Raw genomic sequence first — 16,118 nt, forward strand, 5'->3', positions numbered from 1 at the left:
CACCTTATTTCACTCTTTTCGGTAAAGCTGAACCTGAATGCTCAATTGTCGGATGAACATGAACAGTAATTTCAGCGTTACTAAAGTAATTTTCACCTTGATCCCAATTCTTACTTATTTTTTTCCACTCTTTATAATTATGCCGTTTATATACTTCTCCTAATTCCAATACATCTACCTTATATTTTTTTTGAACAAGCTTAATCGATTTTTGAATACGCTTCTCCATTTCCTTCGAAATATCCCTCTTCAAGCGCTTTTCATTCATAACTTGTTTATGATCACTAAAGTGCAACTCAGCCAATGTACCTTCCAGAGATAAATGAATATCAAACTTCGGTTTTGTAGCATTTGTCGTAGACACTTTAATCTTTCGATGCACCTTATGAATTTCATATGTAATAAGCTGGTCTTTTTTACGGATAGTAAAAAAACCTCCAATTTTTTTACCTATTATATAATTCATTCCTACTGTTTGTTCTCCACTCAAACTGCCTACACACTTATTATCCTTCCCACGAAACAGTGCTGCCCCATTCATTTGTACCCCTTGTTTTGTTAGTTCGAGAATAGGTAATACGAAGCTTTGGTTAGAAATCATCTTTTCCTGTACTTCACCAATTCTTGCAGCTTCAATCATTTGAGCATTTTTCGGAGGGTGTTCAGCTAACATATCAATATACTGCGCCGGTAAGTTCTCAGGCTTGGCACTCTGCTTTAAAATAGCTTCTGCATTTTTCTCAGAAACGAACAAACGAATATTTCTTCTCATCTCATGATCGCGAATATATACATCTAACGTATTTTGTAAAATATACGGATTCGCTAGTAAATCTTTAGAAAAAATTATCACTTGTATATGCGGAAAGAATAATGAACGACTAATTTTTTTGGCGATAATTCGTATTTGCTCAAAGACACTATCTGCTTTCGCACTAACATTAATATAATTTTCACCATCTCCATCACCTTGTCCACCTTGTTGGGACAATTTACTGGGGAGTACCATCTGATACGTACCTTTCATAATTGGATTTGCTTTCTTTACCTTTACAATATCGTAAGCTGCGCCTACTACAAATCCTCTTTCTTCTATTTCTTCTAACTCAGAGCACCCACTTATAGATCCAGCTAAAACCATAACCATTATTATTTTAAGAAGGCGTTTCATTTCTACCATTCCTTCTTTTTATTTTATATACAATAAAAACTAACAAAGGCGCTAACACGACAAACCCCATATCTATCCAAGCTAAATAAGTCCCATAACTTGACAATTCTTTCGAATTACTAGGTATCATATTCACCATAAAAATAATCGGGGCACTTACAAAAATAAAAATATGTTTCTTCACTTTTGGAAACATAGCACAAAATAATAAAGATGCGACGTCATAATACATTGCTGTAGTGTTATAAATAGTAATAATCCAAGTAGTAAAAAAAATCGCATCAAATCTTTCTAAAAAACCTCCACCAATTTCAATTTCTTTCCCTAATTCAATTGTTGGATATGTCAATCCACGTGTTGTCATATACGTAAAAACACTAATACAAGTTACATAAATTAAAATGTATGACAACACGTTTACGATCACCGCTTTTGCAACTGCCATTGGCGCTTTTTTCGCTGTCTTATCATTCAACAACACAGCATAAAACAGAGCTACCTCAAATCCGATGAATGTAAAAATAGAATTTTTAACTCCTACAGCATACTGACTGACATTCGTTTGAAAAGCCGGTAGTAAATTATTTATTTCCATTAAATTCACATTCAATAAAGAAAGCAACACTATCGCAATTAAAACAATTGGTAAGAATAGAACATTTAACCTTAATAAAGCCGCTCTCGATCCTGCTACTCCATAAATAACAACTAATAAGAAGAAAAAAGACAATAGCTGTATTGGTGTATCACTAAATAAATATGTTTGTGAAATAACCGCAATCATTCGCGATTCATATGCTGTCAAAGCTGCAAACGTTAATACTAAAATGCTACTAATTGTGTATGCAACAGGTTTCGTCAAATGTGCACTCGTATATTGAACAAAGTTTTGTTTTGGGAATAAAATAGCTACCCTCGTTACAAACCAACCTAAAACCGCACATATCAATCCACCCAAAAGTAAAATAATCCAACCGTCCGAAAATAAAGTTTGATCAGCAATATCTCTCGGCATAGACAATGCCCCTATACCAATAATGGTTGACGATACCGCAAACCCAATTTCCCGAGATCCAATTTCCTCATCCCCATATTCAAATGGTTTCAATTACTCTCGCTCCTTTGGATTTAATGTAGAGTCTTTCGTTTGTAAATATTCCGGTCGCTCTTTCAACATCGATTTTGGCATACGAATAAGTTCTTCTTTCCAATCTTTATAAAATGCAGGAGCAATAGGCGTTGTATACGGAACACCAACACTCTTTAAATTTGTAATATGGATTGCAAGTGCAATAAGAGCTAAAATGATTCCGTATAACCCAAAAGCAGTTGCAGCTAACACGAAGACGAAAAGTAAAATTCGAAATGTAATCGTAATGCTATATACAGGAAGTGAAAATGTAGCAATTGCGGTAACCGCAATAATAATTACTAAAAACGGATTTACAATCCCCGCATTTACTGCCGCTTCTCCAATTACAAGACCGCCTACGATGCCAATTGTTTGTCCCATCGGTTTCGGAAGCCTAATCCCGGCTTCTCGTATTAATTCCATCGTTAATGCCATCATTAACGTTTCTATATAAGCAGGAAACGGTACCCCTTCTCTCGCTCCCGCAATGGAATAAGCTAGTTTAGATGGAATAAGCCCTTGATGATACGATACAAGCGCTACGTACATGGCAGGTAATAAAACAGCAGCAATACCTGATCCCATACGTAACATTCTTAATAACGTTCCAATTATCCAACGCTCATAATGATCTTCTACAGATTGAAAAATATCAACAAATACTAGTGGAGCTATAAGAGCAAATGGTGATCCATCTACTAAAATGGCCGCTTTCCCTTTCGCCAATGCAGCCACTATATTATCTGGTCTTTCTGTATTTAAAAACTGCGGAAACGGCGATAAATTATTATCTTGAATTAATTGCTCAATCGTTCCTGTCTCAAAAATGACATCTGTCACTATTGATTGAAGACGCCGATCTAGCTCGTTTACGATGTAAGGGTTAATAATATCCTCTATATATACTAGGGTTACTTCTTTCTGCGATCGCTTCCCCATAATATAAGATTGAAACCGTAACTTCGGATCACGTAAACCACGGCGAATTAACATTTTATTCACATTAATATCTTCATTTAACCCAACCCTCGGTCCACGAATTAAATCTTCTGTCACTGGCGGTTCTAGACTTCTTTTCTCCCAAGCCCTACTGTTAACAACAATAGCCGTTTGAATATTATCAATTAATATGACTGTATCTCCTGCTAAAACCGCATTTATAATGTCCGAAAACGTTGTCTTCATACCGACTTCTGCAATCGAAATAAAACGATCCAATAGTGTCTGAACAATAGCTACTTCATTTGGTATTTCTTCGTATTGAAGTGTACGAACTACATATTTATAAACATTATCCTTATCTGTTAATCCACATAAAAAAACAACCGCACAACGTGTAAAACTACCAGCAAGAGCAACTTCTCTAATTGTTAAATCATTAGGTGAACCTAACTCATCTCTAATTTCCTTCATAACTTCAAACAAGTTACCTTTTAGCTCTAACAATTTCCCCACCTAACTTCCTTTTCAACAAGTTTTTAGTTAGATTCCGCTAATAGAAGAAAATATATACAAAAAAGAGCTATCTCTTTTCGAAGATAGCTCTAACATACGAATTACTTTTCTACTATTATATTGTCGGTCTTTACAGATACATTTCTTGTGAATCCACTAACTACAAACATCACAATAATGTTAACTAACAACGCGACTATACCTACATTCAAATCTTTCATATACTGCGGGACACCCGGGAACATCGTAGCTATAGTAGAACCAGATAAGGTGATATATGCGACAATTAACAACCCAATTCCCATCCCCGCAATCGCACCTTGTTTCGTAATAATTTGACGAGGAAACAAACTACATACAAGCGCAGGGAAAAGTTGAGTAACTATACTGTACCCCATTAAAAGAAGAGCACCTATCGTTTCTCCTCCTTTAAATGTAAACAATACTGCAACAAACGTTACGACAGGTACAAATAACTTAGCTGCTTTTGCAACTTGTCTATCTGAAGCAGATGGCACCATCGTTCGGTAAATATTTTTTGCTAGCAATGTCGAAGCAGCCATAACAAGCATAGAACCTGGAACTAATGCCGTTAACACTCCCGCACCACCAATAATACCAATAAACCATGGATCAAACGTTTGAAGAGCAAGACGGAATAACGAAAGATCTACATCCGCTCCCTTTAACCCTGGAACTTGCAGGATAGCAGCAAAACCTGCAAAGAACACAAAAAGCAAAACTAAAGAATAGAGAGGCATAATTGCTGCATTTTTCCTAAATACTTTTTCACTTTTCGCTGAGAAAGCTGAGGCAAATGTATGAGGCCACATATAAAAACCGAGAGCCGTTAATATAATAGTAGAAACAAACCAAGAAATACTCATTCCCTTTTCAGGTAAAGATAAAAAACCTGGTTTTGCAGCTTCTACAGCTTCAAACATCGGTTGAAATCCTCCATAATAGTGATACGGTAAATATATACCTAAAAACATAACGATAAATAGTATCATAATGTCCTTCAAAGCAGCTGTCCAAGCCGATCCATGTATACCTGAAACCATTACATAAATAGTTATAACAATAGCACCAATCCATACCGCAATAACAGGTGTCACTCTTCCATAGGAAGCTTCCGAAACGATAATTCCTAATCCCTTTAATTGCAAAACAAGATACGGGATAATCGAAATAACACCAATAATTGAAACAATTACCCCAAGCGTCTTACTCCTGTATTTCTTCGCAAAGAAATCTGATTGTGAAATGAGGTTATGTTCTTTTGCATACTTCCAAATTGGAGGCAATAAGAAATACGATAAAATATAAGCTAATGCACCATATCCTAAAATATAAAAAGTAGGAGCTCCTTTACTATACGCCCAGCCACTTCCTCCTAAAAATGTGAATGTCGTATAAATTTCGCCTGCCATAAGGAGAAAAACGAAAATAGTTCCAAATCCTCTTCCTCCAACTGACCATTGTTCTAAATTCATATCTTTTCCATGTTGTGCCCGAATTCCTAAAAATAGTGCGAGAAACAAAAATATAATAATGATAAATAATGCAGTCATTTTACGTCCCCCTTATTAGCAGGATCGAATACGTACACAAGACCCATACAAAGAGACGTAATGAGCACTGATAATAGTACCCAAAATAATAAAAATGGCATCCCCCATACGTAAGGAGTGACCGAATTTGCAAATACTGGTCCAACTACTAAACAAAGAACTGGAATAAGTGCTAGCACGTGTATTTTTTTCATCTCATTCTCCTTTACTTATAAAATTCATAATGGATGATACAAAGACTTCCACTCCAATTGGTAATGCGTCTTCGTCAATTGTAAAACGAGGGTGATGATGCGGATATATAATTCCCTTCTCTTCATTTCCTGCCCCTATAAAAAAGAACGTCCCTGGTGCCTTTTGTAAAAATGCTGAAAAATCTTCCCCTGCCATCGTTGGCTGTAAACGAACAACTCTTTCTCTTCCATACAGCTGTAATGCTGTATGTTCAATAAGCTCTGTAACTTCATAATCGTTCACAACTGGGCGATATCCATATTCATAAGAAAATGTATACTTAGCACCGTAAGATTCTGTAATATGTTTTACAATCCTTTCAAGCTTCTTCTTTGTTTCTTCTCTTAATTCATGCCTTAAACTTCTCACTGTCCCTTCAATCTCCGCTTGTTCCGGGATAACATTATGTGTTGTCCCGGAATGAAATTGCGTAACAGATACTACGAGAGAATCTAACGGATTCGTGAGGCGAGATACAATTTGCTGAATTTGCGAAACAACTTGTGCACCAATAGCGATACTATCAACTGTTTCATGCGGAATTCCAGCATGCCCACCTTTTCCCTCTATAGTAATTTTAAAAACGTCCGGTGCCGCCATCGCAGGACCATAAATTACACCTACTTTTCCAACCTCTAATGACGCCCAAAGATGAGCACCAATAATGTAATCCACACCTGTCATCACTCCCGCTGCGACCATTTCCTCTGCACCGCCCGGAAAGTTTTCTTCTGCATGTTGAAATAAAAAGCGAATCTCTCCTTTAACTTTCTCTCTTTCCTCTACCAACTTATGTACTACACCAAGCAATATTGCCATGTGACCATCGTGACCACACGCATGCATCACACCTGGATATATAGAAATAAAATCAAACTTATTTTCTTCATGAATAGGAAGAGCATCCATATCAGCACGAACCGCGATAGTTTTACCAGGCTGCCTACCAATTAACCTTGCCATTACACTATATTTAGTAGGCCTTGAGACTTCTAAATACGGGATTTCCCGAAGTATGTCGAATACAAATTGAGATGTTTTTTCCTCTTGAAAAGATAACTCTGGATACTTATGAAAATGCCTTCTCCACTCAATCAACTGATTCTTTGATAAAACAAGTTCCTTTGCGACATCCATTTCTCTTCTCCCCTTCTTTACCAAGTTAAATGTTATTATAGCGTGAATCGTTAACTTCCGAAAGAATTTTCAGAATTTTCTATAATTAATATTCAAAAAGAAAAAGCCATCTCAAGATGACTTTTCATTTTATAAAATAGTAATTGCTTGTTTCCCCATTTGCTCCCATGCCTTTTCAAATTCAGCACGAGGAACAGCTTTTCGTGGATTGTTTGCAAGAGGATCATTTACGTATACAAAGTTTTGATCATATCCAATTACTACAACACTATGCTCATAATATGTAATTTTCACTTCACCTGAACTCGTATTCCATGTTTCAAAACTACTTTCGGCTAATGGTTTAAACGTTGTATTAATAATTACCCATACTGGAGAACCAGAACTAATTACTTTATATAGATCTTGCACGTCTCTACCTGTTAAATTAATTACTTTTTCAGGAACATACTTTTCTGCTAAATTAAAAATCGGTTGATTATATACACCGTATCCCGGCTCAGCTTTCGTGTAAATATTTCCAACGAATCCCTCATACGGATTTCCATGCAAACCATCTTGTTTAAATGGAACGCGATGAATTTCACTAGCAAGTTGCATCTTATCTACTTGTACACCTTTATGTTGTAGTAGCATAGTTAAACTTGTCACTTCACAACCTCTAGGTAATTCAGGTAACTGTCTAATAAACGGAACCTCTGTAATCATTGCACTTTCTTTCATCTCAGAGAACAGGTCTAACCGAAATTCTTGTGCCTTTTTCATAATTTTATCTTTCTCGAAAAAGAACACGACAGCAAATATAATACCAAAAATAAAAATATATTTTAACTTTTTCATCATAAACCAAACTCCATTATATCAATTATTTTAAAGGCACAACTCCTATCATTGTACCTTTCTTCTTACTAGTTTGCTAGAAAGATTCTGTGAATTATTATTCACAAATACTTTTTAAAATTCCGATTGTTTGAAATAGAAAGAAAAAATTATAATTTTTCAGAATTTTTTACTAAAAAACAAAATTATTAACCTAGTGAAAGAATCACGTTTCCTTCACTAGGTTAATAAACATTCTAAGGTATTTAGTCATAGTTAGTTTTTCCTTTACATACTCAGTTCACAACAAAATAAACCAAGTATGTTTTTCACCCCCACTGATTATTAGTTGAACCAATCGGGCTTTTACGGGCAGTTGATCCCCCACCTAACTTCTTTGCTTTCGCTGAATTTTGAGGTGGGGGTCTTACTGCCCGTTAATGCGGGATAAAATCTAGTTAAAACATACAAAAAAATATGGGGGGAGGGACATATGAATCAACAAGTAGAACAAGCAGAATTAAAATACCACACACCACTTTATCCAATAGTTCCAATCGTAGCTTTCTCACTCAATTTCCTTACATTTGTTAGTTTAGCTTTCATTCCAGATCAGAGAATTGCTCTTTATTGCTGGGTTCCATTTATGATCATTTGTTACATTTTATACCGAGTTAAAGTTTCGGAAAGTTGTCACATTTGAGCAAAAAAGAAATATAACCTAGGTAACAAACTTAATATATTAAAAATTCAGTATTTTTCCTTATGATAAGATAATTTTTTTCTATTTATTGGGTATGTTGGTATAACTTTATTTATCTTAAAATTCCCACAATCACGTTTTTATCTGGAAAATAGTTTACAATGTTATCAAGTTACAAATGATATTCACCTTAAAAAGTGTGCATTTGTGTCTATTTTTTAACAATATGACGAAAACTATTGCCTTCTATAAATTAATAGGTTTATATTGTTTTATTGGCATAGTTTCAATCCAAGGAGAAAGGAGATTTTCAATCGTGCAACTAAAGAAAACGTTTTGGAAGTTGGCTTCGCTTCTTCCGTTATCATTACTTCTGTTCCTCGGTGGCTGTGATAAAAAACTCGCAGTATTAAATCCGCAAGGACCTGTTGCAAAGGCACAGTATGATTTAATTGTTTGGTCATTCTTGCTTATGTCATTAATTATCGCAATTGTATTCATCTTGTTTACAGTCATCTTGATTCGTTATCGTGAAAAACCAGAGAATATGGACTATGAGCCACCTGATCAACATGGTAACACATTATTAGAAATCATTTGGACGGTTATTCCTGTTATTATCGTTATCGCATTATCGATTCCAACAGTTAAGGCAACTTATGCTTCGGAAGAGGTTCCGCAAGAGTCCAAACATATTAAACCAGTTGAAATTTATGTTACATCTGCGAACTGGAAATGGTTATTTAGTTACCCGGAGGAAAAAATTGAAACCGTTAACTATTTAAACATCCCAGCTGGTGTACCAATTCAATTTAAGCTGACTTCTGTCGGTCCAATGAATGCTTTCTGGGTACCAGAACTTGGTGGTATGAAGTATACAATGGATGGCATGATCATGGACTTATATTTACAAGCTGACAAGCCAGGTTCTTACCTAGGTCGTAGTTCGAACTTCTCTGGTGAAGGATTCACTCACATGGAGTTTGAAGTTGAAGCAAAAACTAAAGAGAAATATGATAAGTGGGTAAAAGAAGTACAAGAAACTGCCCCTAAATTATCAGAAAAGAAATACAACGAAATTATTAAACCTGGTGTAGTGGGGCGTATGACGTTCTCTAGTCACCACTTAAGTTATGTAGATCCAAAATCACTTGAATATTGTGATTACAACTACTACAAAAACAAAAAATAATAGCTATTATTCCAACAGATTGGAGTGAACACAGTGAAGCTTGATGAATTTTTTGTCACAGGTGACCCGATTATTTACGGAGCTGACGCTTCTATCGTTCTTGTGACATTAGCGATTCTTTTCGTACTAACAAAGTACAAAAAATGGAGATGGCTTTGGGATGAATGGTTGACAACTGTTGACCATAAAAAAATAGGGACCATGTATATTATCTCTGCCGTTATAATGTTATTCCGTGGTGGTATGGATGGTTTAATGATCCGTGCACAGTTAACATTCCCAGAAACAACCTATTTAAACGCTGAACACTATAACGGAATCTTTACAACACATGGTACAGTAATGATTCTTTTCATGGCAATGCCATTCGTTATGGGATTAATGAACCTTGTAGTACCATTACAAATTGGTGCTCGTGACGTTGCATATCCGTTCTTAAATGCTTTAAGTTTCTGGTTATTCTTTGTCGGAGCAATGTTATTCAACATCGCTTTCGTAATTGGTGGTTCTCCAGACGCTGGGTGGACTTCTTACTTCCCAATGGCAGGTACAGAGTTTACTTCTGGTGTAGGAAATAACTACTACGCAATTGCATTACAGATTTCAGGTCTCGGTACGTTAATGACAGGTATTAACTTCCTAGTTACTATTTTAAAAATGCGTACACCTGGCATGAAATTAATGAGAATGCCAATGTTTACTTGGTCAATCTTAATTACAACAATTATCATTATTTTCGCTTTCCCAGTATTAACAGTTGCTCTTGCATTAATGACATTTGACCGTCTATTCGATGCTCACTTCTTTACGATGGCGAGCGGCGGTATGCCGATGTTATGGGCCAACCTATTCTGGGTATGGGGTCACCCTGAAGTATATATCGTTATTTTACCGGCATTCGGTATTTTCTCTGAAATCATTAGTACATTCTCACGTAAACGTCTATTCGGTTACAGTGCGATGGTGTACTCGATGGTTGCAATTTCTTTACTAAGTTTCGTCGTATGGCTTCATCACTTCTTCACGATGGGTGCAGGTCCAGCGGTTAACTCATTCTTCTCGATTTCGACAATGGCGATTTCGATTCCAACCGGTGTTAAGATCTTTAACTGGTTGTTTACACTGTATAAAGGACGTATTCGTTTTACAGTTCCAATGCTTTGGTCATTGGCATTTATTCCAAACTTCGTAGTTGGTGGAGTTACAGGGGTTATGCTTGGAATGGCAGCAGCTGATTATCAATACCATAACAGCTACTTCCTAATTGCTCACTTCCACTATGTATTAATCGCAGGTACAGTATTCGCTATGCTTGCTGGATTCACATACTGGTATCCAAAAATGACAGGTCATATGTTAAATGAACGCCTAGGTAAATGGACATTTTGGATCTTTATGAGCGGATTTAACATCTGTTTCTTCCCAATGTACTTCTTAGGTTTAGACGGTATGACTCGTCGTATGTACACTTACTCTGAAAGTCTTGGATGGGGCTGGCTAAACCAAATCGCATCTGTTGGTGCTGTAATGATGGCTATTGGCTTCCTAATCCTTTGCTATAACGTAATTTGGAGTGCACGTCACGGTGAGCGTGACACAACTGGAGATCCATGGGACGGCCGTACACTTGAATGGGCAACTCAATCTCCTGTACAACATTACAACTTCGCGAAACTTCCTGAAATTAAAGAAGCTGATGCTTTCTGGTTCATGAAAAAACGTGGAGAAACAGTTACACCAGCTGCAGAAGAAATAAAACCAATTCACATGCCAAGTAACTCTGGCGTGCCTATTATTGCGTCTTTATTCTTCGGTCTTGCAGGTTTCGCATTAGTATTTAGCTGGTTCTGGATTGCAGCAATCGGCGGAGTTGGTATTTTAGGTTGCTTAATCTATCGTTCATTCGATTATGATGATGGCTACTACGTAAGCGTTGATGAAATTAAAGAAACAGAACATATAGCATGAGAGGTGAAATGACATGGCGGCTTTAGATAAAAGCTTACCTTTGGAATATCAATCCGAGCAAAGCAGGTTGAACATCCTAGGATTCTGGATTTTTCTTGGGGCTGAAATTATGCTGTTCGCAACACTTTTCGCCTCTTATCTAGTCCTTGCTGGTCGTACGGCAGATGGCCCAACACCAGCGCAACTGTTTGAACTTAAAACGCTTTTAATTCAAACACTACTACTTTTAACAAGTAGTTTCACATGTGGTATCGCAATTCATGAAATGCGTAAACACAATCAAAAAGGAATGTTAGCTTGGTTTATCCTGACTTTACTTTTAGGTGCAGGCTTCCTATTCTTTGAAATTGAAGAATTCATTTTGTACGTTGGTGAAGGTGCAACGATTCAAACAAGTGCTTTCTTATCGGCATTCTTCGTTCTTCTTGGAACGCATGGTGCCCACGTAACAGGTGGTATCATCTGGGCAACTTGTGTTATTATCCAAATTTTAAAACGAGGTTTAACACCAGTTACAGCTCGTAAAGTATTTATTATCAGCTTATACTGGCATTTCCTTGATCTTGTTTGGGTCTTTATTTACACACTAGTTTACTTGAACGGGATGGTGGCGTAAATGGGTCAAAATAACAACCAAGCAAACGGGCATGGGCATAGCGGATTCCCATGGTCACACGTTTTCGGATTTATTTTATCGCTTGCACTAACGTTTCTAGCTTTATACGTGGCACTTTATACAACCCTGCCACTTTCAACGATATTAACAACTATTATCATAATGGCTGTTGCGCAAGCTTTATTACAATTAATTATGTTCATGCATTTAAAAGAAGGAGAAGGAAGAATTCAAATTCTTACAATGATATACAGTTTCTTCGTTGCAGCTGCAACAGTTGGTCTTACTGTATGGATCTTCTTCTCAATGTAATTTGCATGAAAAGACTGCTGGGATTCCTCAGCAGTCTTTTTTTATCCCCTATTAACGAGCAGTAAGACCCCCACTGATTAAAGTTTCACTTTATCCCCTCCCCTATTACATCCACATTACGGAATTAACAACAAAATCATAAAAAATATACTTATTATGACAAATGTTAAGAAAACTCTTTCTTTATGAAATCGAAACCATATCCGTTGCTTTTCTTCCTATTATATGGCTAAATAGTTACTATATTTATTTGAAGGGAGAGAACGCAATGGAACATCATTCTTCTGTTCTATCACTTATGGTTGTCGTCGCAATCGCGTTTTTCGTTCCCCTTTTGTTACAGCGCTTTAAATTAAACGCACTTCCTGTCGTTGTTGCAGAAATTATCGCAGGAATCTTTGTAGGTAAAAGTGGATTTAACATCATTGAGCCAGACATGTGGCTTCAAGTCTTATCAACACTAGGGTTTATCTTCCTAATGTTTTTAAGTGGTTTAGAAATTGACTTTTCGATCTTTAAACAAAAAGGGAAAAAGAATACGACAAACGAACCGAACACATTCCAAGCAGCAAGCATTATCTTCTTGTTTATTTTCATTTTATCTTATGCCCTATCATTACTATTCGTATGGCTAGGATTCGTAGACAATGCAATGTTCATGACTTTAATTATTTCAACTATTTCTTTAGGTGTTGTCGTACCAACATTGAAAGAAAATAACTTAGGAAAAACCGCAATCGGGCAAATCATTTTATTAGTCGCTGTTATTGCAGACTTAGTTACAATGATTTTACTCGCTGTATTCGTCGGATTAAATTCCGAAAGTGGCCAAAGCATGTGGCTTCTACTTCTTCTATTCGGTGCTGGTATTGTAATTTACTTTGTCGCAAGACGTTTTAAAAATATTCCATACCTAGAAAGCTTAAAAGCCGGTAGTGTACAAATTGATACACGAGCTGTTTTTGCACTCATCTTAATATTAGTTGGATTATCTGAATCTGTTGGGGCAGAAAATATTTTGGGAGCCTTTTTAGCAGGTGTACTCGTATCTTTATTATCACCAAATGAAGATATGGTTGAAAAACTTGATTCCATCGGATATGGCTTCTTCATTCCTATTTTCTTCGTAATGGTTGGTGTAAATCTAGAAGTATGGTCTATTTTTAAAGAGCCTTCTAGTATGCTAATGATCCCAATTCTAATTGTGGGACTCTTTATTTCAAAACTGTTGCCATCACTCGTCTTACGAAAATGGTACCCACGCAATATCGTACTCGGAAGTGCTATTTTGTTAACATCAACACTTTCTTTAGTTATTGCGGCTGCACAAATCGGTGAAAAGCTAGGCATCATTAGCCCAAGTTTATCAGCATCTCTTATTTTAAGTGCAGTTATTACTTGTATTTTTGCACCTATATTATTTAAAAAGATGTTTCCAAAAGTGGAAACACCAAAACCGAAAGTATCTATTATTGGTGCAAGCAGAATTACCCTTCCGTTATCACTTGATTTAAAACGTGAAGATTATGACGTAACACTATATATGATACGTCAAAATAAAATAAATGATGAGGAAGCGAAATCTCATGACTTCCCTATTGTAAAATTAGATGAGATTACTATTCAATCTTTAATGGAGCAACAAGCTTTCGAAGCAGACCGTGTTGTTGTTGCGACAAGTGATGATGAACAAAACTTATTATTAGCAGAACACGCAAAAGAATTAGGTGTTGAACACGTCATCGCAAGTGTAGAAGATCCCCTTCTACAAGAAAAAGCGACTCAAGAACATATCGCTGTATTCTCGACTATTAACTCTACACGTATTTTATTACGTGCACTTATTGATAAACCGAGTCTCGTTCGCTTGATTACAACAGCAAATGAAACGGTGCGTGAGGTTGAACTACGAAGTAATAAATATAACGGCTTAGCACTTCGTCGCCTTCCGTTTCTAGGTGATGTACTTGTCATTCAAATTTACCGTGGTAATAAAGCATTAATACCACATGGTGATACGAAGTTACAGCATGGCGATACTTTACTTGTAACGGGTTCAAAAGAACATATTGATACAATGAAAAACATATTAGAATAGAAAATGCCCCTCACATAAATGAGGGGCATTTTTTCAATTTCATATGGTAAAATGTTACTATCACATATTATGGGGATGAATCACATTATGTCTATTGTAACTTTAGCTCTCTTATTATTAGCAGAAGTACTCGTCGCCATTATTCTCATCGGTATTAGCATTGAAATTTGTAGTTATGGATGGAAAAAATCGAATGGAATTAAGTACTTTTGTCTCTTAATCTCACTCCTTCTCGGAACCGCTAGCATACTAGGACTTCTCGTTGCACCCGCATATTTCTTCTTACAACTTATAGAAAAAGGCTTATAAGAAAGGATGATATTATGATTACAGTGAAACATATTGATGCATCTGAAACATACTTATTACGTCAAAAGGTTTTGCGTCCCAATCAATCATTAGAAGATTGTAAATACGATTCAGATTACGAAACAGACGCCTTTCATTTAGGTGCATTTTTATATGATGAACTTGTTAGTATCGCCTCTTTCTCTAAAGAAATACATCCTGATTTACAAGCTGGTACCCACTATCGTCTACGGGGAATGGCAACATTACCTAATTTCCAAAACCAGCATGCTGGCAGCTCCTTAATCCGTAAAGCTGAACAAGTCCTCCAAGAACGCGAAGCAAATATTCTATGGTGTAATGCCCGAATTACCGTAGCGGATTATTACAAACGATTAGGCTTCTATGAGCATGGTGAAATCTTCGAGATTAATCCAATAGGACTACATAAAGTAATGTATAAAGAAATATAAGAAAAGCTTTCTGCATATTGCAGAAAGCTTTTCTTATATTTCTTTTTCACTTTTTATTTTTTTCATATATATGTATATAAACAAACTAGGAATTAAAAAGCAAACAAACATAATAAGTCCTGTTATACTAATTTCCTTTATCGAAATACCTGGTGTTAAAATGATACAAATAGCTAACAGTCCAATAACAATCCCTACTGGAATTAATACTAGTTTCATGAAATAACTACGCGATACTCCACCTGTATGCTCATATACCTCTACAGAATGTTTTAAATTTAAGAAGTTAATAACTACTATTCCGCCAATAAATATCATTAATAGATGAGAGACACTTTCATATCCGGCTCCTTGCACGACGTAACGATAAAAGACAATCCCTAATATCATAACGTTTTGCAGGATAAACGCCATTCTAATATGTTTTAACCCTTCAACCATTAAGCGCTCATCTTTCACGATTTTCATTAGATCACTCCTTTTCCTCCCAAAATAAATCATTCAATGTTTTATCTACCGCATAACAAATTTTCAAACATAAATCTAAAGACGGGTTGTATTTCCCCTTCTCAATTAAACTAATCGTTTGCCTTGTAACGCCTACTTTTTCTGCTAATTGTTGCTGTGTTAAATCTAACTGAACACGCGCGACTTTTATTTTACTTACAGCCATTCATGTTCCTCCTCTATCTTTATAGTAACATATATATTCCATTAAGTAATTTATATTTTACGTAACTGATTAATTTTCACCTTACCCCGAATTAACGGGTAGTAAAACTCCACCTCAAAATTCGGCTGGAGCAAAAAAGTTAGGTAGGAGATTAACTGCCCCTAAACGCCCGATTGGTGAAGGCTAATAATCAATAGGGATGAACAAAACCCCCACTGATTATAGTTTCACTTTATTATACACAAAAAAAGGGCCTCTCATAAGAAGCCCTCT

Annotated in this window: 16 protein-coding genes and 1 pseudogene; 8 read left to right on the forward strand and 9 right to left on the reverse strand. The window is 36.1% G+C overall.

Annotated features, from left to right (window positions below; all coding sequences use genetic code 11):
- Positions 1 to 4: 4 nt before the first annotated feature.
- The 7 genes from JFU18_RS11985 to JFU18_RS12015 all read right to left on the reverse strand — a co-directional run bounded on the left by JFU18_RS11985 (position 5) and on the right by JFU18_RS12015 (position 7,543).
- Positions 5 to 1,171 carry a Ger(x)C family spore germination protein gene (locus JFU18_RS11985; protein ID WP_085309167.1) on the reverse strand — a complete coding sequence of 389 codons (1,167 nt, stop codon included), beginning with the start codon at positions 1,169 to 1,171 and terminating at the stop codon, positions 5 to 7.
- A complete protein-coding gene (gerLB, locus tag JFU18_RS11990) occupies positions 1,155 to 2,279 on the reverse strand; it encodes a spore germination protein GerLB (RefSeq protein ID WP_098168783.1) in 1,125 nt (374 codons plus the stop codon). Before gerLB ends, JFU18_RS11985 begins: the two co-directional genes overlap by 17 nt.
- The gene (gerLA, locus tag JFU18_RS11995) at positions 2,280 to 3,758 is read right to left on the reverse strand and encodes a spore germination protein GerLA (RefSeq protein WP_201032491.1); all 1,479 of its coding nucleotides are present in this window, start codon (positions 3,756 to 3,758) and stop codon (positions 2,280 to 2,282) included.
- A gap of 101 nt (positions 3,759 to 3,859) precedes the next feature.
- Complete coding sequence (locus JFU18_RS12000; protein WP_201032490.1) at positions 3,860 to 5,332, reverse strand: sodium:solute symporter family protein; 1,473 nt, start codon at positions 5,330 to 5,332, stop codon at positions 3,860 to 3,862.
- On the reverse strand, positions 5,329 to 5,526 hold the full coding sequence (locus JFU18_RS12005) for a DUF3311 domain-containing protein (protein ID WP_002029838.1): 198 nt from the start codon (positions 5,524 to 5,526) through the stop codon (positions 5,329 to 5,331). The genes JFU18_RS12000 and JFU18_RS12005 overlap by 4 nt, the downstream gene beginning before the upstream one ends.
- A gap of 1 nt (position 5,527) precedes the next feature.
- The gene (locus JFU18_RS12010) at positions 5,528 to 6,703 is read right to left on the reverse strand and encodes an amidohydrolase (RefSeq protein WP_002167120.1); all 1,176 of its coding nucleotides are present in this window, start codon (positions 6,701 to 6,703) and stop codon (positions 5,528 to 5,530) included.
- Positions 6,704 to 6,832: 129 nt separating this feature from the next.
- Complete coding sequence (locus JFU18_RS12015) at positions 6,833 to 7,543, reverse strand: C39 family peptidase (protein WP_033708611.1); 711 nt, start codon at positions 7,541 to 7,543, stop codon at positions 6,833 to 6,835.
- A 496-nt stretch (positions 7,544 to 8,039) separates the two neighbouring features.
- Here JFU18_RS12015 and JFU18_RS12020 point away from each other — a divergent pair.
- From JFU18_RS12020 to JFU18_RS12055, 8 genes and pseudogenes are all read left to right on the forward strand, one after another.
- Positions 8,040 to 8,247: pseudogene (locus tag JFU18_RS12020) on the forward strand (amino acid permease); the annotation flags it as partial.
- A gap of 294 nt (positions 8,248 to 8,541) precedes the next feature.
- Positions 8,542 to 9,417 (forward strand): cytochrome aa3 quinol oxidase subunit II, encoded by an 876-nt coding sequence (locus JFU18_RS12025; RefSeq protein ID WP_201032488.1) that lies wholly within the window; start codon positions 8,542 to 8,544, stop codon positions 9,415 to 9,417.
- A gap of 33 nt (positions 9,418 to 9,450) precedes the next feature.
- Positions 9,451 to 11,385, forward strand: coding sequence for a cytochrome aa3 quinol oxidase subunit I (qoxB, locus tag JFU18_RS12030; RefSeq protein ID WP_201032487.1), 1,935 nt, complete (start codon positions 9,451 to 9,453; stop codon positions 11,383 to 11,385).
- Between the two features lie 13 nt (positions 11,386 to 11,398).
- Entirely contained in the window at positions 11,399 to 12,001 is a 603-nt protein-coding gene (gene qoxC, locus JFU18_RS12035) for a cytochrome aa3 quinol oxidase subunit III (RefSeq protein ID WP_000729310.1), read from the forward strand.
- Positions 12,002 to 12,313: a cytochrome aa3 quinol oxidase subunit IV gene (qoxD, locus tag JFU18_RS12040; RefSeq protein WP_002063824.1), complete on the forward strand. Its 312-nt coding sequence runs from the start codon at positions 12,002 to 12,004 to the stop codon at positions 12,311 to 12,313.
- A gap of 268 nt (positions 12,314 to 12,581) precedes the next feature.
- Complete coding sequence (locus JFU18_RS12045) at positions 12,582 to 14,411, forward strand: monovalent cation:proton antiporter family protein (RefSeq protein ID WP_201032486.1); 1,830 nt, start codon at positions 12,582 to 12,584, stop codon at positions 14,409 to 14,411.
- 18 nt (positions 14,412 to 14,429) lie between these two features.
- Positions 14,430 to 14,720, forward strand: a complete 291-nt coding sequence (locus JFU18_RS12050; RefSeq protein WP_201032485.1) for a DUF4022 family protein — start codon at positions 14,430 to 14,432, stop codon at positions 14,718 to 14,720.
- Positions 14,721 to 14,734: 14 nt separating this feature from the next.
- Positions 14,735 to 15,172 carry a GNAT family N-acetyltransferase gene (locus JFU18_RS12055; protein WP_201032484.1) on the forward strand — a complete coding sequence of 146 codons (438 nt, stop codon included), beginning with the start codon at positions 14,735 to 14,737 and terminating at the stop codon, positions 15,170 to 15,172.
- A 33-nt stretch (positions 15,173 to 15,205) separates the two neighbouring features.
- Here JFU18_RS12055 and JFU18_RS12060 read toward each other — a convergent pair whose 3' ends face one another.
- Together JFU18_RS12060 and JFU18_RS12065 are read right to left on the reverse strand one after the other, a co-directional pair.
- The gene (locus JFU18_RS12060; RefSeq protein WP_201034723.1) at positions 15,206 to 15,640 is read right to left on the reverse strand and encodes a hypothetical protein; all 435 of its coding nucleotides are present in this window, start codon (positions 15,638 to 15,640) and stop codon (positions 15,206 to 15,208) included.
- Between the two features lie 4 nt (positions 15,641 to 15,644).
- A complete protein-coding gene (locus JFU18_RS12065; protein WP_000301182.1) occupies positions 15,645 to 15,845 on the reverse strand; it encodes a helix-turn-helix transcriptional regulator in 201 nt (66 codons plus the stop codon).
- Between the last annotated feature and the right edge of the window lie 273 nt (positions 15,846 to 16,118).

This window comes from Bacillus sp. TH22 (assembly GCF_016651015.1).
Lineage (GTDB): Bacteria > Bacillota > Bacilli > Bacillales > Bacillaceae_G > Bacillus_A > Bacillus_A mycoides.

Coding starts and splice junctions, on each gene's coding strand:
- JFU18_RS12010 (WP_002167120.1), bottom strand. CDS start 6,703: ATGGATGTCGCAAAGGAACTTGTTTTATCAAAGAATCAGTTGATTGAG.
- qoxC (WP_000729310.1), top strand. CDS start 11,399: ATGGCGGCTTTAGATAAAAGCTTACCTTTGGAATATCAATCCGAGCAA.
- JFU18_RS12060 (WP_201034723.1), bottom strand. CDS start 15,640: ATGAAAATCGTGAAAGATGAGCGCTTAATGGTTGAAGGGTTAAAACAT.
- JFU18_RS11985 (WP_085309167.1), bottom strand. CDS start 1,171: ATGAAACGCCTTCTTAAAATAATAATGGTTATGGTTTTAGCTGGATCT.
- JFU18_RS12050 (WP_201032485.1), top strand. CDS start 14,430: ATGAGGGGCATTTTTTCAATTTCATATGGTAAAATGTTACTATCACAT.
- JFU18_RS12015 (WP_033708611.1), bottom strand. CDS start 7,543: ATGAAAAAGTTAAAATATATTTTTATTTTTGGTATTATATTTGCTGTC.
- JFU18_RS12055 (WP_201032484.1), top strand. CDS start 14,735: ATGATTACAGTGAAACATATTGATGCATCTGAAACATACTTATTACGT.
- JFU18_RS12005 (WP_002029838.1), bottom strand. CDS start 5,526: ATGAAAAAAATACACGTGCTAGCACTTATTCCAGTTCTTTGTTTAGTA.
- qoxD (WP_002063824.1), top strand. CDS start 12,002: ATGGGTCAAAATAACAACCAAGCAAACGGGCATGGGCATAGCGGATTC.
- JFU18_RS12000 (WP_201032490.1), bottom strand. CDS start 5,332: ATGACTGCATTATTTATCATTATTATATTTTTGTTTCTCGCACTATTT.
- JFU18_RS12045 (WP_201032486.1), top strand. CDS start 12,582: ATGGAACATCATTCTTCTGTTCTATCACTTATGGTTGTCGTCGCAATC.
- JFU18_RS12065 (WP_000301182.1), bottom strand. CDS start 15,845: ATGGCTGTAAGTAAAATAAAAGTCGCGCGTGTTCAGTTAGATTTAACA.